The sequence below is a fragment of the Chloroflexus sp. genome (assembly GCF_034432675.1).
Classification (GTDB): Bacteria; Chloroflexota; Chloroflexia; order Chloroflexales; family Chloroflexaceae; genus Chloroflexus.
Genome location: NZ_DAOUBI010000206.1, coordinates 24,921 through 50,512, shown reverse-complemented (window position 1 = coordinate 50,512; position 25,592 = coordinate 24,921). Strand labels below are relative to the sequence as shown.

20 protein-coding genes are annotated in these 25,592 nt (G+C 56.1%); 16 read left to right on the top strand and 4 right to left on the bottom strand.

The genetic code is table 11. From position 1 onward, the window contains the following. The first annotated feature begins 37 nt into the window (after positions 1–37). The 11 genes from VAE55_RS15665 to VAE55_RS15615 all read left to right on the top strand — a co-directional run bounded on the left by VAE55_RS15665 (position 38) and on the right by VAE55_RS15615 (position 12,565). Positions 38–1,561 (top strand): glycosyltransferase family 39 protein, encoded by a 1,524-nt coding sequence (locus VAE55_RS15665; protein WP_322816671.1) that lies wholly within the window; start codon positions 38–40, stop codon positions 1,559–1,561. 17 nt (positions 1,562–1,578) lie between these two features. After that, on the top strand, positions 1,579–3,075 hold the full coding sequence (locus tag VAE55_RS15660) for a hypothetical protein (RefSeq protein ID WP_322816670.1): 1,497 nt from the start codon (positions 1,579–1,581) through the stop codon (positions 3,073–3,075). Positions 3,076–3,079: 4 nt separating this feature from the next. Continuing rightward, positions 3,080–4,315 carry a glycosyltransferase family 4 protein gene (locus tag VAE55_RS15655; protein ID WP_322816669.1) on the top strand — a complete coding sequence of 412 codons (1,236 nt, stop codon included), beginning with the start codon at positions 3,080–3,082 and terminating at the stop codon, positions 4,313–4,315. Continuing rightward, complete coding sequence (locus tag VAE55_RS15650) at positions 4,312–5,526, top strand: glycosyltransferase (protein ID WP_322816668.1); 1,215 nt, start codon at positions 4,312–4,314, stop codon at positions 5,524–5,526. Before VAE55_RS15655 ends, VAE55_RS15650 begins: the two co-directional genes overlap by 4 nt. A gap of 142 nt (positions 5,527–5,668) precedes the next feature. Then, positions 5,669–6,424, top strand: a complete 756-nt coding sequence (locus VAE55_RS15645) for a glycosyltransferase family 2 protein (RefSeq protein ID WP_322816667.1) — start codon at positions 5,669–5,671, stop codon at positions 6,422–6,424. 27 nt (positions 6,425–6,451) lie between these two features. After that, positions 6,452–6,910: an EamA family transporter gene (locus VAE55_RS15640; protein WP_322816666.1), complete on the top strand. Its 459-nt coding sequence runs from the start codon at positions 6,452–6,454 to the stop codon at positions 6,908–6,910. 29 nt (positions 6,911–6,939) lie between these two features. After that, positions 6,940–7,548, top strand: coding sequence for an SIS domain-containing protein (locus VAE55_RS15635; protein ID WP_322816665.1), 609 nt, complete (start codon positions 6,940–6,942; stop codon positions 7,546–7,548). After that, complete coding sequence (locus tag VAE55_RS15630) at positions 7,545–8,642, top strand: DegT/DnrJ/EryC1/StrS family aminotransferase (protein WP_322816664.1); 1,098 nt, start codon at positions 7,545–7,547, stop codon at positions 8,640–8,642. Before VAE55_RS15635 ends, VAE55_RS15630 begins: the two co-directional genes overlap by 4 nt. Before the next feature lie 33 nt (positions 8,643–8,675). Further along, on the top strand, positions 8,676–10,019 hold the full coding sequence (locus tag VAE55_RS15625; protein ID WP_322816663.1) for an NAD(P)/FAD-dependent oxidoreductase: 1,344 nt from the start codon (positions 8,676–8,678) through the stop codon (positions 10,017–10,019). A 7-nt stretch (positions 10,020–10,026) separates the two neighbouring features. Further along, positions 10,027–11,499: a sugar transferase gene (locus tag VAE55_RS15620; RefSeq protein ID WP_322816662.1), complete on the top strand. Its 1,473-nt coding sequence runs from the start codon at positions 10,027–10,029 to the stop codon at positions 11,497–11,499. 31 nt (positions 11,500–11,530) lie between these two features. Next, a complete protein-coding gene (locus VAE55_RS15615; RefSeq protein ID WP_322816661.1) occupies positions 11,531–12,565 on the top strand; it encodes a Gfo/Idh/MocA family oxidoreductase in 1,035 nt (344 codons plus the stop codon). Positions 12,566–13,049: 484 nt separating this feature from the next. Here VAE55_RS15615 and VAE55_RS15610 read toward each other — a convergent pair whose 3' ends face one another. From VAE55_RS15610 to VAE55_RS15600, 3 genes are all read right to left on the bottom strand, one after another. Beyond that, complete coding sequence (locus VAE55_RS15610; protein WP_322816660.1) at positions 13,050–14,615, bottom strand: ATP-dependent acyl-CoA ligase; 1,566 nt, start codon at positions 14,613–14,615, stop codon at positions 13,050–13,052. A 68-nt stretch (positions 14,616–14,683) separates the two neighbouring features. After that, positions 14,684–15,106 carry a hypothetical protein gene (locus VAE55_RS15605; protein WP_322816659.1) on the bottom strand — a complete coding sequence of 141 codons (423 nt, stop codon included), beginning with the start codon at positions 15,104–15,106 and terminating at the stop codon, positions 14,684–14,686. A 12-nt stretch (positions 15,107–15,118) separates the two neighbouring features. Then, a complete protein-coding gene (locus tag VAE55_RS15600; protein WP_322816658.1) occupies positions 15,119–16,759 on the bottom strand; it encodes a hypothetical protein in 1,641 nt (546 codons plus the stop codon). 350 nt (positions 16,760–17,109) lie between these two features. On the opposite strand from VAE55_RS15600, the gene VAE55_RS15595 reads away from it, so the two are divergent. Genes VAE55_RS15595 through VAE55_RS15575 form a run of 5 tightly spaced genes read left to right on the top strand, consistent with a single transcriptional unit; the run spans position 17,110 to position 24,480 of the window. Next, positions 17,110–20,742 carry a PAS domain S-box protein gene (locus VAE55_RS15595; protein ID WP_322816657.1) on the top strand — a complete coding sequence of 1,211 codons (3,633 nt, stop codon included), beginning with the start codon at positions 17,110–17,112 and terminating at the stop codon, positions 20,740–20,742. Positions 20,743–20,758: 16 nt separating this feature from the next. Further along, positions 20,759–21,157: a response regulator gene (locus VAE55_RS15590; protein WP_322816656.1), complete on the top strand. Its 399-nt coding sequence runs from the start codon at positions 20,759–20,761 to the stop codon at positions 21,155–21,157. After that, complete coding sequence (locus VAE55_RS15585) at positions 21,138–23,306, top strand: diguanylate cyclase (protein WP_322816655.1); 2,169 nt, start codon at positions 21,138–21,140, stop codon at positions 23,304–23,306. Before VAE55_RS15590 ends, VAE55_RS15585 begins: the two co-directional genes overlap by 20 nt. Next, positions 23,307–23,468 (top strand): hypothetical protein, encoded by a 162-nt coding sequence (locus tag VAE55_RS15580; RefSeq protein ID WP_322816654.1) that lies wholly within the window; start codon positions 23,307–23,309, stop codon positions 23,466–23,468. It begins immediately after the preceding gene. Further along, a complete protein-coding gene (locus VAE55_RS15575) occupies positions 23,401–24,480 on the top strand; it encodes a response regulator (RefSeq protein ID WP_322816653.1) in 1,080 nt (359 codons plus the stop codon). The genes VAE55_RS15580 and VAE55_RS15575 overlap by 68 nt, the downstream gene beginning before the upstream one ends. 148 nt (positions 24,481–24,628) lie before the next feature. Here the strand turns inward: VAE55_RS15575 and VAE55_RS15570 are convergent, their stop codons facing one another. Further along, positions 24,629–25,570: a hypothetical protein gene (locus VAE55_RS15570; protein ID WP_322816652.1), complete on the bottom strand. Its 942-nt coding sequence runs from the start codon at positions 25,568–25,570 to the stop codon at positions 24,629–24,631. Between the last annotated feature and the right edge of the window lie 22 nt (positions 25,571–25,592).

Sequence of the window (25,592 nt, the reverse complement as noted above, 5' to 3'; positions counted from 1 at the left end):
GCCGCGCCACCGGGTCGTTGTTGGCATCGAGGGAACCATGCACAAACAGCTCACGACCGATCTTCTACGACCAACATCAGACCTGGTGCGTTTCGGTGAACGAGCAGCAACACTGCTCCTCGTCGTCATCATCGGGCTGCTCGCCCTGGTGAATCTGCCCTATGCACCACGCACCTGGTTCGACGAGGGATCACATCTGCACGTCCCGGAAACGCTTATCCGCTACGGTGTCTACGCCGACATCAGCAGCGAGGGCTTCCGCTATTTCGGCCCAACTATCGGTGTCGGGCCGACGGTGATGCTGCCGGTAGCGCTTGTCTTTCACCTGGTTGGGGTCGATCTGCTGGCAGCACGCCTCGTCATCGTAGCCTATCTCTTCGCCACCCTCTGGCTCTTCTACCTGCTGGCACGACACCTGCACGGACGCTATCTGGCCCTGTTGACAGTCCTGCTGCTCATCGCGTCACGCACCCGTGGCTTTGAAGGGATGATCGAATATGGCCGCCAGGTATTGGGTGAGGTGCCTGGATTGGCCTGGCTTGGGATGGGATTGTTGTTTTATGTCAAATCAACACTACAGCCGTCACACCGCCGGCGCAGTGCCATCCTCGCCGGGATTGGCTTTGGGATGGCGTTGATTACCAAGAATCAGTTTGCCCTAATTGTTGCGCCCTCCCTCCTCATCCTGGCCCTTCTCGATTGGCGCTTCATGCGTGTAGGCGACTGGTGGTTGCGACTTGCCCCACCACTCATTGCCGGGAGTATGTTTGCCGGCTGGCTGCTGATCATGCTGGCATTTCTCGGCCCGGCTGATTTCAGTGCCAATCTGGCGAAAACCCGCCAGGCAGCCGGTGGCGCGATCTTCGTCTTCGACGGCGAAGCCAGTCTGCGCACTATCCGTTATCTGGTACAGGTGTACGGTGGCTTGCTCATTCCGGCCCTGCTGTACAGCCTCTGGCGTTGCCGTCAGCGCAGTGCCATGGCCTTTGCCGAACTGGCCCTCACCGTGCCGTTAATACTCTGGATCGGCTGGTATCTGGTATCGCTCGGCTGGCCGCGCTACGCCTTCCCTGCCGTTGCCCTCGGCGCACCGGCAGTTGCCCGAATGATCGGTGACCTGCTTGCCTGGCTCTGGCAGCGTCGTCAACCGGTTCTGGCCGGTGCAGTTGGTGCCGGCCTGGCTCTAATCACCGGCTTCTCACTTAGCATGACGGTCGGCGTGGTGCTTCGCCCTGATGACTCTGCACAACGCATGGCTGCATTTCTCAATCAGGCTATCCCAACCGACGCCATCATCGAGACGTGGGAACCAGAGCTGGCTATTTTCACCGATCACACCTATCACTACGTTCCGACCGAACTCCTTGATGGCGCTGTTCGCCACGCCTGGCTCGGCGGATCACCGGTTGCTTACGATGGTTTGGACGCCAACCCGCCATACGTGCTCACCGGCCCATTCAGTGCGTATACCGGCATCTACGACCACGAACGTTTACAACACGATTACGTACCGGTTTACAGTGCCGGCCCGTACACGATATGGCAGCGGCATGCACCCTAAGCAGAAAAGGTAGCCTTATGCGGCGCTTCTGGCTCATCGTGTTCCTGCTCTTCTGTAGTTATGCCTACATCCTGCCACGCTGGTCGGATTGGAACCAGAACTCGCGGTTGAATCTGGTGCTGGCCCTGGTTGATGACGGCACGCCACGTATCGACCGCTATGTCGAGAACACCGGCGACTATGCCATCTTTGAGGGTCATGCGTATACCGACAAGCCACCGGGATTATCATTTTTAGGTGTACCAGTCTACGCGGCGCTCCGACCGCTCCTCAACACCCCACTCGTCCAGGCTCAATTCGAGCGGCTGAGTGGTCGTTTCGCCGCGACCCTAAATCCAGATGGCAGCGGCTTACGACCGGACAAGATTCGGTTTGCGCTGGTGCAGTATCTCCTGACGCTGGTTGTCGTTGCCTTGCCGGCAGCCCTGTTCGGTGGCCTCTTCTTCCTCATTCTGCAACGAATCGGCGTGCCCCCAGTCCCGGCCAGTATCGGCACCCTAGCTTATGGTCTGGCGACCAGCGCCGCGCCCTACGCCGGCAACTTCTACTCCCACCAACTGGTTGCCGTGTTGCTCTTCACCGCCTTTGCCCTGACCTGGGCACCACCATTAACCTGGCCGCCTGCCATCAGCGCTGCTATTGTCGGTCTGGCATTAGGCTGGGTGGTGATCAGTGAATACCCGGCAGCACCGGCTGCGGCCATTATCGGCCTGTACACGCTGTATCGGCGTGGATGGAGATGGTTGCCGACATTGCTGGTAGGTGGAGCAGTCCCGCTGACATTGCTGGTGATCTACGATCTAGCGGCCTTTGGCACTCCCCTGCCAATTGGCTATGCCCATTCGGCACTCTGGCAAGAGCAGCACCACACCGGTTTTATGAGCCTGGTCGGCCCGCAGTGGGATGCCATTTGGGGACTAACGTTCGGTGATTTTCGTGGTCTTTTCTTCCGGACACCATGGTTACTGCTGGCTATCCCCGCTTACTGGATTGGCTGGCGCCAACGACAGCACCGGGCTGAATGGTGGGTCGTGTTGCTGGTGCCCCTGAGTTTCCTGCTCTTCTACGGTTCCTCGATTATGTGGTGGGGAGGCTTTGCCGCCGGGCCACGATACCTCGTGCCGATGATCCCGTTCCTGGCATTGCCGGCCATCCTGCTCTGCGCTGCTGTGTGGTCTCACCCGATCTGGCGCACCACTATCCTCGCATTAATCACCATCTCGTTCGGTCTGGTCTGGACGGAAGCCACGGCAACCCAGCTCTTTCCCAGCGATGCTATTCGCGCCACCTGGACAGAGTATGTCATTCCGGCCTGGGCACGCGGTGACATTGCCCGCAACCTTGGCATGGTCTTGCAACTGGACGGGCCGATCAGCCTGCTACCACTGCTCATTGTCATCATCGCCGGTCTGGTACTCCTCTTACGCCCGTTAGAACCGGCTGAACGTTCGCCGGCGATCACCAAACCGGATATGCGTTCGGTTATGCCCATCGCGCCGCCCCCACAGAGGTGATTCCATGCGCATTTTGATGCTCACACTCATTGCTCCCTATCCGCCTGATAGCGGGCCAAAGATCAAAACCTATAACGTGCTGCAATACCTCTGTGAGAAGCACGAGGTCACGCTGGTATCGCTGGTACGCACCCCCCAGGAAAAGGCGCACGCCGAGTCGTTACGACGTATCTGTCGCGAGGTCTACACCGTTCCTTTTCAGCGCTCCCGCTGGAAAGATGCCCGTTTCCTGCTCAAAAGTGCGCTGACCGGAACGTCCTTCATTCTGAGTCGCGATGCCTCTCCAGAACTACAGCGCCTGCTCTCCGATCTGACCGCACGGGAGCACTTTGATATTATCCACGCCGATCAACTCAATATGGCACCCTTTGCCGTCGATCTGCCGGCTGGGGCACGGATCATCGACCAGCACAATGCCGTCTGGACAATCGTAGCCCGCATGGCGGCTCGCTCGCACCTGATGCAGCGGATCGGTTTGCAGATCGAAACCCGCCGCTTACGACGCATTGAAGCGCAATTGTGCGCCCGTTTCGACGGTATGCTGGCGGTGAGCGAACCAGATTACACATTTCTTAAGCTGGCTGCCAGCGAAGCCGGCGTGACTCTCCCACCAACCGCGATCATTCCCATCGCCATCGACACGCAGCGCGAAGCGATTGTCCATCGCCAGCCTCACCCTGACACGATCCTGAGCATGGCCACCATGTTCTGGCCGCCGAACGTTGACGGCGTCCTCTGGTTTGCCCACGAGGTATGGCCGCGCGTCAAACAAGCGGTTCCTCACGCCAGAGTAGCCCTGGTCGGCGCCCGCCCACCGGCCACCGTTCGCCGCCTAACGGTCGACCCGGCCATTGAGGTGCCGGGATACGTTGCCAATCCGCGTCCGTACCTCGAACGCACAGCGGCCCTCATCGTACCGGTGCATGCCGGAGGTGGGATGCGGGTCAAAATCCTCGAAGCCCTGGCCCGTGGCCTGCCCATTGTCTCGACCACGATTGGCTATGAAGGGATCGACGTCACACCCGGTGAACACCTGCTGGTTGGCGATGATCCGGCTTCATTTGCCGAAGCCTTGATCCGACTGCTAAACGATCCCGCATTGGGCAGGCGACTGGCTGTGCAGGGGCGACGGCTGGCCGAAGAGCGCTACGACTGGCGCGTCGTTTGTCCGGCGATTGATCGCCTGTATGAGACAGCTTTACAAAAGGTTCACCCACTTGCAGAAGGGAAACGCGGATGAACATTCTGTTTGTAGCGCCATACACGCCCTCGCCGATCCGGGTGCGACCGTATCAGTTTATCCGTCATCTGGCCCGACGCGGTCATACCATCACCCTGGTTTGTGTCGCCGACAATGAGGCGGCCTTGGCCGAACTGCGCACCATCTGCCGACGGGTGGTTGCCGTACCAACACAAACCAGTGCTCATGTGTTGGCCTATATCCGTGCCCTTCCTACTCGGTTACCGCTCCAGGCTGCCCACTGCCTGACTCCTGCGATGATTACGGCAGTAATGCGAGAGATCCAAAGCGGCGATCATGACGTGATCCATATCGAGCATTTACGTGCTGCGGAAATTGGGTTAGCAGCGCTACACCAGAGTGGTAGCGGACTGCCAATCGTTCTCGACGCGGTCGATAGCATCAGTCTCCTGTTTGAGCGCACGTTTCGGCGGAGCAGTAGCCTGAGCGGGCGCTTGCGTGCGCTGATCGATCTGGCCCGCACTCGCCACTACGAAGCTGCCTACCCCCATCGCTTTGCTGCCGTTGTGGTCACGTCTCCCGAAGACCGCTGGGCATTAATGACCCTCAATCAAACCCTGAGCCACCCCAGCCACAATCCGCTGGTTGTTGCTCCCAACGGCGTTGACCTGGAATACTTTCAACCACACACCGGCCCGCGACACCCTGCCAGCCTGGTCTTCACCGGCAAAATGAGCTACCACGCCAACGAGGCCGCGGCTCGCTACCTGGTCGAGGCAATTATGCCACGGGTATGGGCAGTGCGCCCTGACGTAACCATCACCCTGGCCGGTGCCGAACCAAGTGCCCATATTCGGGCATACGCCCACGATCCACGTATTACCGTTACCGGTGCAGTACCTGATCTGCGCCCCTACCTGACCCAAGCCACCATCGCGGTCGCCCCGATTCGCTACGGTGTTGGCGTGCAAAACAAAGTGCTGGAAGCGATGGCAACTGCGACCCCGGTGATCACAGCCCGTCAGGCAACCGTTGCCCTGAGTGTGCAGCCCGGTCACGATCTGATCGTAGCCGATGACGCCGCTGAGTTTGCGCAGGCAATCTTGAACTTACTGGCCAATCCTGAACGCCGGGTCAGGCTTGGGCAGGCCGGGCGTATGTATGTTGAACGCTACCATCACTGGCAACAGAGTGTAACTTGCCTGGAATCGGTCTACCGTGCGGTTACGACACCGGTGTATACGCATTGATGAATAAATCCTCATTTACTAACCGCAAATATTTAGAGGAACGTTAGATCGAGGTTAGATAATTTATCCAGTATTTCAGCCAGCTTCTGAGCAATCATGCTATCAATCCTCAACCTGATCGCTCTTTTTGCAGGAGTAGACCGTGGCGTACTACGATTTTTCAATTGTGATTCCCTGTTATAACGAAGCTGAAGGTTTGTCGGCAATGCATGACCGGCTTACCCAGGCCCTGGATATGCTACGCGAACGCGGACGAACCCAGCTCGTGCTGGTTAATGATGGCAGTCGCGACGGAACGGGTGATCTCCTCGAACAGACATTTGGTGCCTGGACTGATACCGTCATCGTCCACCATCCGACAAACCGTGGCCTGGGGGCAGCGTTGCGTACCGGCTTTGCCAACGCCACCGGTGAGATCATCATCACCTGTGATAGTGATGGCACCTATCCATTCAGCGAAATACCGGCCTTGCTCGACCGGCTCACCCCCGACGTTGATCTGGTGACCGCTTCACCCTATCACGCTGGCGGTGGGATTGAAAACGTACCGGCCTACCGGGTCTTCATTAGCAAATCGGCTTCACTCTGCTACCGCATACTGGTCGATACACGGATTCACACCTATACCGCGCTCTTTCGTGCCTGCCGGCGTCACGTGATCGAAAACATTACCACCCACGCCGATGGCTTTCTGATGGTGACGGAGTGGCTGGTTGAAGCACTGCTGAGTGGTTACCGCATCGCCGAGTATCCAACCACGCTGCGCGTGCGTCAGTATGGGCAATCAAAGGCGCGGGTCTGGCAAATCACGAAAACCCACATTCGCTACATGAGCAGCATTCTCCAGCGCCGCTTCTTCGCCCGGCCGCAGACCAAAGCAATCTCGCGCAGTCGATAGCCCGACTGCCAGTCTATGGGGGGATCAATGCAACAGATTGACGAACAAGTTATCAGGCAGACACCGCCGGCTGTCTCCACCGAGATCGAGCAGCCAATGCCACGAAAGGGTTCACTGGCGATGAGCACCATTATGCTGATTTTGATTGCTACGACGCTGGGCGTGATTGGTCAGATGATGTTGAAGCAAGGGATGGGTGCCATGGGGCCACTCGCGCTGACCCTGGAGACGGCACCGGGGATTGTCTGGCGCATTGTTACTTCACCGATGGTGATTGGCGGTCTGCTAGTGTACGGTTTCGGCACTTTTTTCTGGCTGGTCACTCTGTCACGGATTGATCTTAGTGTAGCCTATCCCTTCGTTAGCCTGAACCATATCATCATCTTCCTGCTGGCATGGCTGGTCTTGCACGAACAGGTCAATCCGCTGCGTGCAGCCGGTGTGATGGTGATTTGTGCCGGCATGTTGATGGTTGCCCGCTCGTAAACACATTGAAACTATTGGGAGGGGGGGTCATGAACAATCTGACATCGTATGTTGTCCAGACATACCAAATGCTTGGGCAACTGCCACTTTGGGAACTACAACGAGTAGCTGATGCCATCTGGGAAGCCTACCAGCGCGATGCAACCATCTTTGTCTGTGGCAATGGGGGTAGTGCGGCAACCGCCTCGCACTTCGCCTGCGATCTCTCGAAATGGACGATCAATCCCCAGGCTCGCCGGGTGCGCGCTATTGCGCTCACCGACAACGTTCCCCTGATTACTGCCTGGTCAAACGATCAAGAGTATGCCGATGTGTTTGTCGAACAGTTGCAGGCGCTCTACCGCGATGGCGACATCATCATTGCGATTTCCGGCAGTGGCAACTCAGCCAATGTAGTACGGGCCATCGAATGGGGCAATCGCGTCGGTGCCGTCACCATCGGCATTACCGGACGTGATGGTGGCCGCCTGTATCGGATTGCCAAAATTGGCCTGCACGTCAAAAACAACTTTATGCCTTTGATTGAAGACATCCATAGCATTGTCTGCCACGCCCTGGCGGTCAATCTGGGTCGCCAAATCGAAGCCTCGCTCCAACCGGTGATGTTGCAGGCAAAGGCGGTAGGAGGTCAGCAATGATCCCGATCTCCCGACCACTGATCGGCCCCGAAGAGGAAGAGGCTGTGCTGGCTGTGTTACGTTCGGGCATGATTGCGCAGGGGCCAGAGGTTGAACGCTTTGAAGCGGAATTTGCCGCTCTGTGCGGAACACACCACGCCGTGGCCGTAATGAATGGCACCATCGCGCTCTACCTTGCCTTGCTGGCCCATAACATCGGCCCTGGGGACGAGGTAATTACCACGCCCTTCAGCTTCATCGCCACGGCCAATAGCATCTTAATGACTGGGGCGACGCCGGTGTTTGTTGATATCGATCCACGAACGTACAACCTGAATCCCGATCTGATCCCCGCCGCCATTACCTCACGAACACGGGCGATTATGCCGGTTCATCTCTACGGTCAACCGGCAGATATGGCACCGATTATCGAGATTGCCCGCCGGTATAACCTGGCAATCATCGAAGATGCTGCTCAGGCAGTAGGGGCGACCTACCGCGACCAACCGGTGGGCAGTTTCGGCGTCGGCTGCTTTTCACTCTACGCCACCAAAAACGTGACCAGTGGTGAGGGCGGGATGATCACCACCAACGATCCGGCTATCGCTGACCGTTTACGCCTGTTGCGTAACCACGGCAGCCGGGTGCGCTATTATCACGAAATCCTCGGCTACAACTTCCGGATGACCGATCTGCAAGCTGCGATTGGTCGGACCCAACTGGCCAAGTGTGAGTGTTTCACGACGCAGCGGATCGCAAATGCCGCATTTCTGAGCGAATACATTCGCCATCCGGCAGTCATCACGCCATATATACGCTCGGATGTACGTCATGTCTTTCATCAGTACACGATCCGCGTGATCGGGAACCGCGATGCGGCTATCAAACAGTTGAACGCCGCCGGTGTCGGTACGGCCATCTTCTACCCACTGCCAATCCCGCAACAACCGCTTTATCGCAAGCTGGGTATCGAGGCCGAAACGCCGGTTGCTGACCGGATTGCCCGTGAGATCATCGCCTTACCGGTACATCCGGCGCTCAGCCTTGAGGAGTTGCAGCAGATCGCTGCTGCGGTCAATGCCCTAACCGTACACGAGCCGGTATTAGTCGCCTGACAACGTGGAGGGTCAACGTAACAGGGGGTGACAATGATAGATATTATCGGCGGAGGCATTCTCGGCCTCAGCCTGGCTTACGAATTGCTTAAACGGCACATCCCGGTACGAGTGTGGGAGCGATCAGCCTCACTCGGTGGCCTGATGGGACGCACACGCTTTCCCGAACTCGATGGAATGGAGTGTGATCGCTATTACCATGCTATCCTCAGCAGCGATCACACACTCATGAGCCTGTTTGACGAACTGGGGCTGCGTAGCCGCCTGCGCTACACCACCACAAAGATGGGCTTCTACCACGATGGCCGCATCTACCCTATGTCAACCCCACTCGAATTTCTCCGCTTTCCGCCACTGCGCCTGATTGATCGCCTCCGCCTCGCCTACACCATTCTCGCCTGTCGTCGGATCAAAGACTGGCGGAGCCTCGAACAGATACCGGTGGCCGAGTGGCTCACTCGCCTCAGCGGCGAGCGCACTGTACGCCACGTCTGGGCGCCACTCCTGCGCGCCAAATTCGATGGCGATTTCAGTCACGTCCCTGCCACCTACATCTGGTCGCGCCTGGTACGCACCACCGACACCCGTACCAAAGGCGGTAGCCGTGAGGTCATGTGCTACCTGCCCAACGGCTACCAGGAGCTGATCGATGCCCTGGCCGCAGCAATCCGGCAACGTGGTAGTCAGATTGAGGTGAATGCCACCATCGAAACGTTGCAGGTTACTGACGGACGGGTGAGTGGTCTGGTGGTCAACGGTCACGAACTCCCCGCGGACAATGTGGTGATTACCGCCCAAACCCCGATTGCGCGACGGCTGTTGCCTCCCGCAGCAACCTCGGTAGCAGCCCGCTGGGGGCAGCTCGATGGGTTTCTGGGTATTGTGTGTATGCTGGTGGTGATGCGTCGACGGCTGACGCCTTACTACACGCTGAACATCACCGATGAACGCATTCCGTTTACTGGCGTGATCGAAACCACGAACCTGATCGATCCGCAGTATGTTGGCGGATACCACCTGGTCTATTTACCCAAATACGTCTCGGCAGATAGCCCCTTTGCCCGGATGCCCGATGACGAATTGCGCAAGGTCTTTCTCAGCTACTTGCGGCAGATGTTTCCCGACCTCAAGCAAGAGGATATTGCCGCCATTCGCATTGGACGTGAACGGTACGTCGAGCCAATCCATCCTGTTGGCGCAACCGACCTGATTCCACCCGTCACCACCGACATTGACGGTCTCTTTTTAGCCAACACCGGTCAGATTTATCCACAGCTTACAAATGGCGAATCGGTCTGTGCCTTTGCCCGCTCAGTGGCAACTCAGATTCAGCCACTTGTAACCCGTCCATCGTCAGCAGCATTATCACTTATCTGAGGTTCCTATGAGCATATCCAGCGTTGAATTGACGACGACAGCCTATGGCCGGTCTGATCACCGGGCAATCGATTATCAGAAAATAGCTATCATCGGTGCCCTGATCCTCGGTGATGCGCTGGTTGTCACGGCCAGCTTTGTGCTCGCGTACATCGTGCGCTTCTTTACCAACCTGCCGGTCTTTGTCGAAGGTGCGATGCAGCCAGAGTTTTACAGCATCTTGATCGCGATGCTGGTGCCGTGCTGGATTGGCATCTTCGCTATGCACGGTCTCTACCAGCGCACAGCATTGTTCAATGGCACCCACGAGTACAATCAAGTCTTCAACGCCACCAGCAAAGGGATGCTCTTCGTCGTCATCCTAACCTTTCTGATCCCCGACATTGTCATTGCCCGTGGCTGGCTGGTGATGAGCTGGATTCTTACCGTGACACTGACAATTGCGTGGCGCTTCAGCTTCCGCCGGGTTGTCTACCACTTACGGGCAAAAGGCCATCTAACCGAACGCATACTGATCATCGGCGCCACTGATGAGGGAAGGGCAATTGCCGAACAGTTATCCGCCGAGCACCGGGCCGGCGCCAATATTGTCGGTTTTATCGACGACCGTCTACCGGTTGGCAGTGAGGTCGGCACAGACCGCGTGCTGGGAACTACCGGCGATTTCATCCGGTTAGTGAATGAGCTTGACATCGAGACGATTATTATCGCTGATACCAATCTCATTCGCGAACGACTGATCGTGCTCGACGGCGCAATGGATTTGTTGAATCGTCTCGAAGTCCGCCTGGCACCCGGTTTATTCGATCTGTTGACAATCGGTGTACAGGTGCTTGAGCAGGGCGCAGTTCCCTTGCTAAGCCTCAATAAAACCCGTATTACCGGCATCCACGCTATCAGTAAATTGCTGATTGACCGCATTGGCGCCTTGATCGGCCTTATCCTGCTCGCACCACTCTTCCTGATCGTCGCAATCGCGATTCGGCTCGATAGTCCGGGCAACATCTTTCACCGTCGTCGCGTGATGGGTGTCGGCTATCGCCAGTTCGATGCGTTTAAGTTCCGCACAATGTACGAAGATGGTGACCGGCGCCTGACCCCTGCTCAACGTGAAGAACTGGCACAGAAGGGTAAGCTCAAGGACGATCCCCGCATTACCCGCGTCGGTAAATTTCTGCGCCGCACCAGCATCGACGAGTTACCTCAATTGATTAATGTTCTGCTCGGCCAGATGAGTCTGGTTGGGCCACGCATGATCACCGCTGCCGAGATGCACCATTTTGGGCGCTGGCAACACAACCTGCTGATGGTACGTCCTGGCCTCACCGGCTTGTGGCAGATTAGCGGACGTAGCAACCTGGGTTACGCTGATCGGGTGCGTCTTGACATGCATTACATCCGCAATTACTCGATCTGGCTCGACCTGCTGATCATCTATCGTACAATTCCGGCCCTGTTGAAGGGCGAAGGCGCATACTGAGATTACCTCGTTCATCAGGGGGGAGGGCACCATGAAACAACACACACTGCGCGCTGCTGTTATCGGTGTCGGAAGCATGGGACGCAACCACGCCCGCGTCTACGCCACCATGCCAGATGTCGAGCTGGTTGCCGTCTGTGATACCAACTATGCAGCCGCCAGCAGCCTGGCAAACATCTACCGCTGCCGGATCTATACTGATTATCATGCCATGCTCGCCAACGAGGAGCTTGATTTGGTTTCGGTCGTTGTACCGACAAAACACCACTTTGCCGTTGCCAACGCTGCGATTGCCCGTGGTGTGCACGTTCTGGTCGAAAAACCAATTGCCGCAACGGTTGAGCAGGGCTGGTTGTTGATCGAAGCTGCCCGTCGCCACGGTGTCATTCTTACGGTCGGACACATCGAACGCTTCAACCCGGCCATCATTGCCCTGAAAGAACAACTCGACAACCACGAATTGGGCAACCTGTTTCAGATCACATCACGGCGCGTGGGACCATTTCCGGGCCGCATCGCCGATGTCGGCGTGGTCATCGATCTGGCCACCCACGAGATTGACATTCTCAATTATCTGATCGGCTCGCCGATTATGCGTATGCACGTCGAACTCCATCGTCACATTCACCAGAGCCACGAAGACATGCTCTCGGCGTTACTCCGGTTTGAAAATGGCATGATCGGTATTCTCGACATCAACTGGCTGACGCCAACCAAGATCCGCGAGCTGAGCATTATCGGTGAGCGTGGGATGTTCGTCGCGAACTACCTGACCCAAGACCTGACCTTTTACGAAAACGACTCGTGTCAGGGCAAAGCCTGGCCGGAACTGGCACTACTTGGTGTGAGCGAGGGGCGCAGCATCCGGATGAAAGTGCCACGACGAGAACCTCTCTACGAAGAACTACGCAGCTTTTGCGAAGCCGTACGCTACGAGACTGCACCACCGGTCAGCGGTGAAGCAGGTATTGCTGCCATCGAAATTGCCAATCAGATCGTCAATGCCGGGTTGCGCGAACAACCCGCAGCCCACCTGATCGAACGGGCACTGGCGATTGGCGGTTAGGAGAGGTGATACCGGCTCTAGCTCGAAGCAATATTGTATCAAATCTGGTTTTATATGGCCCACTATCTACCGTCACCCTCAATCTGCGCTCTTGAGCGTGAACGCTCCGTCGTGGTGGACAAACCAATGGCATCCTCTGGGAACGCGAGCCTCCGGCTCGCTCCCTACCCGTAACAGCACACAGAACCCGCATCCCGCAGGATACCACACCCCTGAACCGTCACGCGACAGCGGGAGCCATCTGGCATCCCTAGCAACCGTCCCCGCTGGGGACGGGTGAGGGTGGGGGCGGGTCGCAACGCACTGCTGCCACGGCGCCACCATCGGTGAAATACGATGCCCTGGACACCCCAACGACGATAGCTATCCTCGACAATCATGCACAGTATCGATGAAGATTTGAACTCACACCGCTGCACAGCCTCCATCGCAACCCACGCTACCGCTGCACCGCAGATACCACTTCCCCCAACAAACTCTGCGCTCACGAACGTTTCACCCGATAACCGACAGCCTCGCGATCCCAGGCGTTTCCCACACCCTCGGCTTTGAGCTTATACTTCTCGACCCGCTCGGTCGCCGTCTTCGGCAAACTTTGGCGAAACTCAATATAGCGTGGTACGGCAAAGTAAGCTAACCGCTCTTCACACCAGCGTATTAGATCAACCGGATCGAGGGTCTCACCGGGACGCAACACCACAACTACCTTCACCTCTTCCTCACCGAGTTCGCTAGGCACACCGACCGCTGCGCTCTCTAACACGGCAGGATGAGCATTGACCGCCCGTTCAACCTCCCACGATGAGATGTTCTCGCCACGGCGCCGAATCGATTGCTTAAGCCGATCAATGAAAATCGCATAGCCGGCTTCATCAAGCTGCCCCAGATCGCCGGTGTGAAACCACCCACCACGCATTGCTGTCGCCGTCTGTTCTGGCTGGCGATAGTAACCCATCATCATCAGATGGTCACGCTGCGGACGAATCACTATCTCGCCGGGCACGCCCGCCGGCAGTGGCTGATCGTTGGCGTCAACAATCGCCAGCTCGAACCCCGGCATCGCCTTGCCAAAGGTACCAACCCGCACCGCATCGCGTGGATTAGCCACACAAAAACCGGTGGTCTCGGTCAGACCATACCCTTCAATAATCGTCAACCCAAACCGCTCTTCAAAGGCGCGCCACAAATCAGGCGGCGTCGCCGCACAGGCTGCAATACGCACGCGATGCGCCCGATCATCGGCGGAAGGCGCCTGCTTCATCAGTATCGGGATCATCGCTGCCAGCAAATTGCAGATAGTGGACCCAAGATCGGCGAGCTGGCGCCAGTAGCGCGAGGCACTAAACTGCTCGAGCAAGGCAATCGTCGTGCCGCGATAGATGGCCGGTAATACCGTATGCGCCTGCGCATTGATATGGAACAGCGGCAGGCTGGTACCAAACACATCATCGGCTGTCGCACCAATCATCACGTCAGCGAAGAGGGCCGCCGAGTGGAGATAGGCGTGATGACTGAGCATCACACCTTTAGGTGGGCCGGTCGTGCCAGAGGTGTAGAGAATACTGTGCAGGTCGGTCGCACTCCCCGGTGAGGGATCAACCGGTTGCGCCCCGCTGAGGGCGGTGTGCCAGTGGATAGCATCTGACGGCACCGTATCAATTCCTCGCACTACCAGATGCCGTAACGCTGGTAATTGGGCACGCAACGCCGCAATCCGCTCGTACAGATGCGCTTCAATGATCAAAACAGTTGCCCCGGCATGATCGAGAATGTAATGCAGCACTTCACCTTTCAGATGCAGGTTGATCGGTACCACGACCGCGCCAAGGCAGGCACAGCCGAACCACGCCCAGAGATAATCGGGAGTGTTCCCGATCATCAAACCAACGCGATCTCCTGGACGCACACCAAGCTCGTAGAGCACGCCGGCTGACCGACGTGCCAGAGCCACCGCCTCCGCATACCGCCATTGCTGATTGGCAAACCTGAGCAGCACGCGATCAGGGTACTGCTCTGCTTGTGTTTGAAGAAGATGCCAGATCGTGTTCATAGGCTTTATCACTACAATGAATCATGCTGTTCACCGGCGAACAGCATCCAGAGCACTATGCACTCGATTCAGCGCCGGTCGCGCTCTCCCATCATGACAAGCAACTGTTCATCACGACAACTGCTCTGGATGCTGAGGAGACTCAACCAGCCTACTCCGACCACCACCAGCACGAGTGGAATCCAGGTACTTCCCAACGTAGGCCAGAATGTACTCAGCGTCGCGATGGCACCACCACCTTGCCCGTGATACCACAGCACACCTAACCCCATCAGCCCAAGTGCACTTACTTGCAAGGGGTGCAAACGTGGCCCACGTATCCCACACGACAGGGCAGGACGTTCTCGCCAATACTGGATCAGCCCACCGCCAATGATACTGAGCGCAACGCCAATCCCGCCACCCCCAACCCCAAGTACCAGCTCCAACCCACCTGCCACCAGGAGTGCGCCGGCGATCCAGATCAACCAGTGTAACCATCGACCAGTCATAACGAACCTGCCTTACTCTAACTTCACCGGCCCCAATTCCGCTTCCAACACCTCAACCGCAGTGCGCAAAATCTTAATCCGGGCATACTTTTTATCTTCTGCCTCGACAATCGTCCACGGCGCGTAGGGCGTACTGGTGCGGAGCAGCATCTCATCGGCTGCTTCGAGATACGCCGGCCACTTTTCACGATTGCGCCAGTCTTCATCGGTCAATTTCCAGGCTTTATACGGCACGTGCTGCCGTTCTTCAAAACGGCGTAGTTGCTCTTCAGGGCTGATATGCAGCCAGAACTTGGCAATAATCGCGCCAAAATCAACCAACTGGCGTTCAAACTGATTAATTTCGGCATAGGCGCGACGCCATTCATCGGGACGAGCAAATCCTTCCACCCGTTCAACTAACACGCGACCGTACCACGAGCGGTCAAAGATCGCAAACTGACCACGTGGCGGCAACCGTCGCCAGAAACGGTACAGGTAGTGGCGAGCTTTATCATCGCCGGCCGGAGCAGCAATCGCGTGCACGGTATAGGCACGCGGATCAAGCTCCGCCGTCAGGCGCTGAATAGCACCTCCCTTACCTGCTGCATCCCAGCCTTCAAACACAAACACGACCGGTCGCTTCTGATGGTACACCTGTAAGCCGAGCAGATACATCCTGGCCTGCAATCGTTTCAATTTCCGGTGGTACGTATCATCATCAAGACGCAAACTTAAATCAACGCGCTGTAACGGGCTGGCTGCCCGTAACAGTGGGGCGACCGGCGTAACGACAACTGGTGTTGTAATTGGTTCACCCTGTTGCAGGGACGTAGTCGTAGCGGGAGAAGTATCTGCATTCACCGATGTCACAGGTGAACCGGCCAGTAGCGGTGTTCGCAAATCGACATAGTAACGCCGCAACGCCAAACCACTATCATCAAGACTGGCCTGACGGTCGGTGGCTGTAATCCCCAGCCGACTCTCGAGAGCACCGACAATGATTTGTAAGATGGTGAGCCGGGCATAACGTTTATCGGCAGTCGGAATAATGTGCCAGGGTGCAAACGCGGTATCCGTGCGCGTGAGCATCTCTTCAACGGCCAGATAGACCTGTTTATAGTGACGATGCTGCCGGCGATCCTCCTCGGTTACCCGCCAGGCATTGAGTGGATCGGCCAGCAATTTGGCAAAGCGCCGTGCCTGCTGCTTTTTCGTGATATGTAACCAAAACTTGAGAATGAGTGCACCATCATCGGCCAGTTGCCGCTCGAAAATAACCGCATCTTCGCAATGAGTACGCCATTCGTCGCGACTACCACCGGTGATATAAGCCGCCAATAACTCACGGTACCACGAGCGATCAAAGAAACTCATCTGACCGTAGCTGGGTATCTTGAGCCAGAAACGGTACAACCAGGGATACTGTTGCTCATAGGTACGCGGTGGGGTAATCGAATGCACCCGAAAGCCACGCGGATCAAGGCGCCGGGTCAGGGTTGCAATTGTGCGGGCTTTGGCGGTGCCGGCCCAGCCTTCAAATACAAAGATGGTTGGAATACGCGCTTCCAGCAGCATCTGTTCGAGATCAAAGAGCCGCGCCTGCAACCCTGGAGTCAGTTGCGTGTATTCTTCCTTGCTGAGCTTTACATCAGTAATACAGCGTTCAAGCATTGTTCGTTCCTTACCGATATCCAGCAGGCAATCGTCGTTGCCGGTGGAAAAATGTATGCTCACGTACTACTTCGCTGATGCAACGGGCACTATGCCTGTGCGGATAAAGTAGGGTGCTCAGCCACCTAACACGATAGTAACCTGAAGCACGCTTTTCTTTACGCTCTGCCGATCATGGCGATATTGTAACAAATTATCAGGCAATGCACGACATGAACGATCCATTACCAACCGGCAATGGTCTGGAAATGGTTGCAGCGTATAATGTATATAAAATGCGGCGACGGCAAAAACGTTCGTCACTTCACCGCAAAACACCTCAGGGCAACCCAATCAGAAAGGGTGCATGTATGGCTCATCTATCACCAACCCGTCGTCTTACCCAAACCTACATCTTTAGTTTTGTAACGATTGGGATGCTGATAATCAGCGGTTATTGGCTGCTGACAGCAAACACGTCGCGTCTGTCACAAAATGACACTATGCTGGAAGCGACGCATCAGCAACAAGTCCGTATTCAGCAGGCAGCCCTCTTTGCCAATGAGCTGGCTCTGTTTGCCAATGCCGCACAAGCCGCATCATTACGCGCTGAATTACGTACCCTGAGCGCCGAAATCCAGCAAACGCATCAACGGATGCTGGTCTCTACTTCCGCACCCTCAATCGCCCAAATGACGACCGACCTCGACCGCTTTCTGTTGCACGTGAACAGGTTAGTCGAAGCTCCTGCCGATCAACTCAATCGCGACAATCCCGATCTGCGTGCAATCCAGAGTATTGTTGCTGTCTTGCAGAGTGATCTCCGCACGTCAGGCGACCTGCTGCTATCCCAGAGCCAGGAGTTACGCAATCAGATTACGCTTTCGCAGGCCGGCGTCTTAGCAACGATTTTTCTGCTGGTTATTGCCAGCGGCTTGTTCGTGCTGCGCCCATATACGCGCCGCGCCCGTCGCGAAGCTGAACAACTGCGCATGCTCTCGCTGGTTGCCCGCCATACCGATAACGCGGTAATTATCACCGACCGCAACGGTCGGATCGAGTGGGTGAATGAAGGGTTTACCCGCATTTCCGGCTATACCCTCGACGAAGTACGCGGTCGGAAGCCCGGCGAGTTTTTGCAAGGGCCAGAGACCGATCCAGCAACTGTAGCCCGCATCAGGCAGGCACTCGATAATGGCGAATCGGTAAAGGCCGAAATCGTCAATTACACAAAACAAGGGCGACCATACTGGCTGGCACTCAATATTTCCCCGGTCTACGACGATCAGCATAATCTGATCCGCTTTATCGCCATTGAGTCAGACATCACGCAGCAAAAAGAGATGGAGCGCATGCTACGGGCAGCGCTCAAAGAGAGCCGGGATGTGATGAATGCCCTCGACGAATCAACTATTCTCTCAATCGCCGACCCTGAAGGGCGTATCCTGGAAGTGAATGAACGTTTCTGCGCGATCACCGGCTATCGCGCCGATGAATTGATCGGTAAAGACCATCGCATGTTCAAATCCGGCGTTCATCCACCAGAGTTTTTCGCCGACCTGTGGCAAACCATTAAAGCTGGGCATATCTGGCGGAACGAGATTTGCAATCGGGCTAAAGATGGTCGGCTTTTCTGGGTGGATACAACCATCGTACCGTTTATCGGTGAGGATGGTAAGCCCGAACGTTATCTTGCTGTCCGCTTCGATATCACAGCCCGCAAGCAGAGTGAAGAGCAGTTGCGGGCCAGCGAGACTCGTTATCGATCGGTGATTACGGCAATGAGTGAGGGGATCGTGGTGATGAATCGTGCAGGCGAGATTGAAACCTGCAACGCCAGCGCCGAACGTATTCTTGGTCTGAGTCACGATCAGTTGATCGGACGTACCAGTTTCGATCCGCACTGGCAGGTGATCCACGAAGACGGCAGCCCATTTCCGGCTGAAGAGCACCCGATCATGGTCTCGCTAACCACCGGCCTGGCACTTAATGACGTGATCATGGGCATTCGGAAACCCGCTGGCGATCTGACCTGGCTCTCGATTAACTCCCAACCACTCTACGATGAACAGGGAAACGTCTACGCCGCTGTTGCCAGTTTCCACGATATTACGGCCCGCCTGCTGACCGAACGAGAGCTGCGTTTTCAAAAAACCTTGCTCGAATGCCAGACGGAGGCCTCACCGGATGGCGTCTTAGTTGTCTCGCCTGACCGCCACTGGCTCTACGCAAACCACCGTTTTCTCGAGATGTGGGGGCTGTCCGATATGCCGGTGCACGAAACAACCTGCGCTGTCAGTATGCAAAAGATGCTGGCCCAAGTCTGCGATCCCGAACGAGTACGGAACGATATTGAAGAGTTATATGTCAATCCCAGCCTTAGTGGCAAGGCCGAGATCGAGCTGAAAGATGGTCGCACGTTCGAGCGTTATAGTGCTCCAGTAATCAGTGCCGAAGGTGAATACTACGGACGAGTCTGGTTTTTCCGCGATGTGACCGAACGGCGTGCCATCGAACGAATGAAAAACGAGTTCGTGGCCGTTGTGTCACACGAGCTGCGCACACCGCTCACCTCTATTCGTGGCTCGCTCGGTTTACTGGCCGGTGGGATAGTCGGCGAATTACCACCACGGGCAGCCTCGATGATCGACATTGCCCTGAAGAATAGTGAACGGTTGATCCGTCTCATTAACGATATTCTCGACATCGAGAAGATCGAGTCGGGCAAGATAGTCTTTAAGTTTCAGCCAGTCGTCCTCGACGAACTGGTACGCCAGACGATTGAGGCAAACCGCGGCTTTGGGCAACAGTATGATGTGGCTATTGAACTTACTGCAACCTTACCCGGCATCCAGGTATATGCCGATCCCGATCGCATAGCCCAGGTCATTACGAACCTGATCTCGAACGCAATCAAGTTCTCTCCGCCTGGTGGCAAAGTCGAAGTCGCCATCGGGTGCGAACCACGCGGACGAATACGCATCACGGTTACCGACCATGGGCCGGGTATCCCGGTTGAATTCCGTGATCGCATCTTCCAAAAATTTGCCCAGGCCGACTCGTCCAATACCCGCCGACAGGGTGGTACCGGTTTGGGCTTAAGCATCAGTCGAGCGATTGTCGAGCGGCATGGCGGTCAGATCGGCTTTGTCACTGCCAGCGGGGTAGGCACAACCTTCTACGTTGATCTGGCCGAGTATCGCCCCAATACAAACACTACCGTATCACTGCCACCCCAATCCGACAGGCCACGGATTCTGATCTGCGAAGATGATCACGACATTGCTACCTTATTCTCATTGATGCTGCAACAAGCAGGCTATGCAACCGACATCGCCTATTCCCTGGCTGAAGCGCGTGACTTGCTGGCTCAGCGTGAGTATCAAGCCATCACCTTCGATCTGCTATGGCCTCACGAAGATGGGGGCGCCTTCTTGCGCGAATTACGCACGCAACCCCACACCCGCACATTGCCGGTTGTGGTTGTATCGGCCCGTGCCGGCGAAGAGCAACTGACAAACGGTCGCGACCTGGATGTGGTAGACTGGTTGCCAAAGCCTATCGATCAGCAACGCCTGCTCGCTACCTTGCGACGGGCTACCCGCCACACTAGTGCCGGTCGACCGCTCATTCTTCACGTAGAGGACGATAGCGATGTTATAGCAGTCGTAAGCCTGCTCCTGGCTGAAATTGCCGACGTGAAAGCAGCAACAACCATCAGTGAAGCGCAGGCATTGCTGCAAGCACAAGCGTTTGATCTGGTCATTCTTGATCAACATCTGCCCGATGGTAATGGCGCTGATCTCTTGCCGCTGATCGAGCGTCTGCAACCATCGGTACCGGTTATTTTCTTCTCAGTGCATGATCTGGAGCCGGAGATTGTCAATCGCGTGGCGGTAACGATGGTTAAATCGCGCACCACCAACACCGAGTTGTTAACAACGGTCAGTCGTTTGCTCGATCAGCAGGTCTCGTCATCGGTTACCCCAAATGAAGCTCGTTAGGAAAGGAGTTAACGTTGTGACATCACTACAGAAAATCCTCTTCATCGAGGATGATCCCGATATTCAAATGGTAGCCCAATTGGCGCTTGAGGCGGTTGGCGGCTATACAGTGCAAATCTGTAGTTCAGGTGCAGAAGCACTCGCTACCGCCGAACAGTTTGCACCCGATCTGATTTTGCTCGATGTGATGATGCCGGGAATGGACGGGCCAACCACGCTGAAAGAGCTACGGAAACGTCCTGCTCTGGCTAACACACCGGTTATCTTCATGACGGCCCGCGTCCAGCGCCACGAAGTCGAGCAGTATCTGGCATTAGGGGCAGTTGATGTTATCTCCAAACCCTTTGATCCAATGACCTTATCAGAACAAGTTGCAGCAATCTGGTTGAAAGCTAATGAAATCCGATCCCGCTGAACAGTTCGAAGCACTGCGCAAACAGTACGCTGCGCAGATTACTCAACGTGTGGCGGCTATTCATGCAGCTTGGAACCAGCTTGTGCAGAGCGACTGGGATAAGACGGCTGGCGTAGATCTACGCCAGCTTGCGCATAAACTAGCCGGTTCGGCAGCGATGTTCGGATTCGCTAACCTCGGTGCGGTAGCGCGTGACATCGATCTCAGGCTGAAAGAGTGGCTTGAACACAACCAGCCCCTGGACACTCTCACCCATCAACATCTGGCCCAACAGATTGCATTGCTACAACATGCGGTAGACGAATACCGCGACTCCACAGCGGTACCGGAAACGGATCAACTCACACCATCAACAGCGCCATCAGAGCCACCACCAGTAACCACAGCAAACACGGAGCCTGAACCGCCTATCCCGCAACCGCAACCCCGAGCAACGCCACGCGAGCCAAACGGTCGTCCGCAAACCATTGTTTTGGTCGAAGATGATCGCGAGTTCGCTGCGAAACTGGTTGATCAGTTGCGCCTCTTTAATTACGATGTCCATCTGGTGAGCGATCTGGAAGGACTGCCAACCCTGATCCGTGCCATCAATCCGGCAGCCATCATTATGGACATCGCCTTCCCAGAGAGTGATCTGGCCGGTACCGAGACCATTGCCAACCTGCAACGCGAACGCACCGAACCAATACCGGTCATCTATATCTCACAACGTGACGACTTTACTGCCCGTCTGGCAGCAGTACGCAGTGGAGGGCATGCCTATTTCGCCAAACCGGTCGATGCCGGGCAGTTGATCAATGCCCTCGACCGGCTGACCGGTGTCGAAGAAAACACTCCCCTGCGCGTATTGATTGTGGATGACGATTATGAGTTTGGGCACACCTGTGTTCACAGCCTGGAAATAGCCGGCATCCATGCGCGGGCGATTACCGATCCCCGAGAGACCCTGAACCAGTTGCAGGTATTTCAACCCGATCTCATCGTTCTCGATATGTATATGCCGATTTGCAGCGGTAAAGAACTGGCTAGCATTATTCGCCAGCAAGATCGCTACGTCGGCATACACATCGTCTTTCTCTCGGTTGAGACCAACCGGTTACAGCAGCAATCGGTGCTCTCATTAGGTGCTGACGACTTTCTTGCCAAACCAATCTCACCGGCCGATCTGGTAGCAACAATCTCGGCACGAGCGATGCGTGCACGCTATCTCCAGCGCTTTCTCATCCGCGATAGTCTAACCGGATTGCTGAATCATCAGGCGGTTGAAGAGGAATTGAGGCGCGAGTTCGCCCGTGCCGAGCGCCTGCAACAACCGTTGAGTATCGCCATTATTGATATCGATCACTTCAAGCGCGTTAACGACTCGTATGGGCATCTGATCGGCGATCAGGTCTTACGCAGCTTTGCCCGCCTCCTGCAACAGCGGCTGCGTAAAAGTGACCTTATCGGTCGCCACGGTGGCGAAGAGTTTCTGGTTGCCCTCCCCAATACCTCACTGGTAGAAGCCCGTACCTTGATAGACACGATTCGCACCAGTTTTGCTGCACTCCGTCACTATGGACCTGCCGGCGAATTCACCGTTACCTTCAGCGCGGGGATTGCCGGCTATCCACACCACCGTAGCCAGCTTGGTGTGATGCAGGCTGCCGATGCAGCCCTCTACCAGGCCAAACACGCCGGTCGCAACCGCATCGTTGTTGACACAACCGCCGGTGATGCGCCGCCGCTTCTGCTACCAGGCGCAAAAGACGAAGCAACCATCCGCACCGAGGCACCCTCCTGGCGGGCTTTAATCATCAGTGCTAATGGTATTCAACGTCGCATGCTGCGCCAGGCGCTGACTGCCCAGGGTTTGATGTACGATATGATCGATGATGTTGAACGTGCCTTGCAGTATGAAGCGCCAATTCCACCCAACCTCATTCTGGTCGATATGACGCAGATTGAAGGGGCACGCACTGCGAATATCATCCTGTTGCGCGAACGCTTCGCCAAGAGACGTATCGTCACCATTGCCCCGGCAACTGCCGAACCACGTGCTGCGGCTACGGTTGCCTTCGGTGTCGATGATTATCTACTCATTCCACTGGCTGCCGGTGCCTTATCAGCCTTGCTTGATCGCCTCAGTGCATCAGAGAGGAGCACGTAGATGAAACCCCATACACTGCTGATCGTTGATGATGACGATACCGTTGCCGAGATGCTCGAACTGGTGCTGCATGGCGCCGGTTACGAAGTGCGGCGTGCTGCCAGTGGTGAAGAGGCATTACAGCAGATTTTACAAGAATCTACCCGATGCCCTGATCTGTGATGTGTTGCTACCCGGTATCGATGGCTACACCCTGTGTAAGCGTGTGCGACAGCATCCGCTGACCAAAACAGTCCCGATTCTGATGCTTACCGCCCAAGGCGATATTAGTGCCAAGATTGCCGGCTTTGAAGCCGGTGCCAATGACTACCTGGCTAAACCATTTGAACCGCAAGAGCTGGTCTACCGGGTTAAGAACCTTCTGGCACGCACGACAATTGAAACCCCGGCTGCACCAGTACAACGCGGAAAGGTGATTACCGTCTTCGGAGCAAAGAGCGGTGTTGGCAAAACAACAATTGCGGTATCGGTGGCGCTGGCGCTACGCCTGCGTTCGCGCCGACGGGTCGTGATTGTTGACGCCGATCTCACCTTTGGTGATGTTGCCGTCCATCTCAACATTGCACCCACGCGCAGTATCATTGACATCGTTCGCAGCGGCGACGAGATCGAGCAGGAGATGGTAAAACAGGTTCTGCTTTCCCATCCATCAGGACTGCAAGCCTTACTCGCTCCCCCACGACCCGAAGAGGCAGAGCTGGTAAGCGCTGAACATATGACTCGCATTCTGGATTTACTGGCTATGAATGCTGATTACGTGGTGGTTGATTGCCAGACCAGCTACGATGATTGCACATTATCCGTCTTTGATCGCACCGATCACGTCTTGCTAGTCATTACACCGGAAATTGGCCCACTGAAGAATACAAGTTTATTCCTGGGTCTGGCTAACCAGTTAGGCATCGATCTACGGGCGATCAGTATTGTTCTGAACCGATCTAACTCAGGCGTCGGCATTGGTGTGAGTGAAATCGAGCGCGTATTACGCCGTAAGATCAACTTTCACGTGATGAGTGGCGGTCAACCGGTCGTCACGGCGGTTAATCGTGGCACACCACTGATTCTCAAACAACCAAAACATCCCTTCGTTCAACAGATTCTCTATCTGGCCGATCAGATGATGAAACAGCTCGACACACATCAAAGTGTACAGGCAGATAAAGTAACCCGATGATACGACACCGAAACCAATAGCAGATCTCACTCCCACCTCAGCAACATCAGAACCGGTAGGGGCAGGTATAAGGCTAACCCCTACCGGTTTTGGCATGAACAGGTTACAGGCACAAGACCGGCCTCTATCGGTGTTCGTCTGTTCACTCCTACGGTGTGACTGTGCGTTGCGGTTCGGGCGTCGATGACGCCTCGATCACAACTTCAGGAGAGGGTATCTCAGTCGGCACCTCCGGTGGTGCCTCGGTGGGTGCCGGCGGTGTGTCAGTGGGCGCAGGCGGCGACTCGGTCGGTGTCTCCGGCGGTGTATCAGTGGGCGCAGGCAGCGCCTCGGTCGGTGTCTCCGGCGGTGTATCAGTGGGCGCAGGCAGCGCCTCGGTCGGCGTCTCCGGCGGCACCTCAGTTGGTAGCTCACCCGGCACCTCTGGCAACGGTGTTTCCGTCGGAGTTGGCGGCGGTGGTGGTGGCGGCGGCGGAATAAAGATCGGCACCGTCGGCGTATTGGTCACCGGTATCAATTCATAGGGAGTTGCTGTCGGCGATGGAGTCAGCGTTGGTGAAGCAGTCAGCGTTGGCGATGGGGTAGCAGTGCTATCGCCGCTGGCTGCAATTGTCGGTGAGATTAGCGGCGCTGTCGGTGTTGCCGATGCGGGCACGACCTCTGATGGTGATGCTGCAGGAGTGAAGAGAGTGCTAACGAACGCTACCCCACCCAGGGCATACCCGATCAGTGCTATCACCAGTACTGAAAGCAAAACGGTATAGATCAGCCGATCACGCGGGGTCAGGTCAGAGAGCCATGCCCGCAGACCGGGAGATGGCGATGGCGGTGAACTGACCATGATCGAAGGTACCCCTGCCGGTACAACTTCTGGGGCTGACGTTGTAGGTAACGGCATCCCCATGTATAATGGGCAGCGTACATGATCGGTCGATAGACAATAGCGAACCTGATAATCTGGCTCAACGCGAGGAATCTCTTGTGCCTGACCGGAAGCATAACAGCGATGCTCTGGCGTTGGTGACGCAAAGCGGATCGCCTGATTCTGTTTCAAACCGAGGTATGGGCAGTGTCCTGAAGGTTCAAGCATAGCGGCGACGCTCCTCAAAACC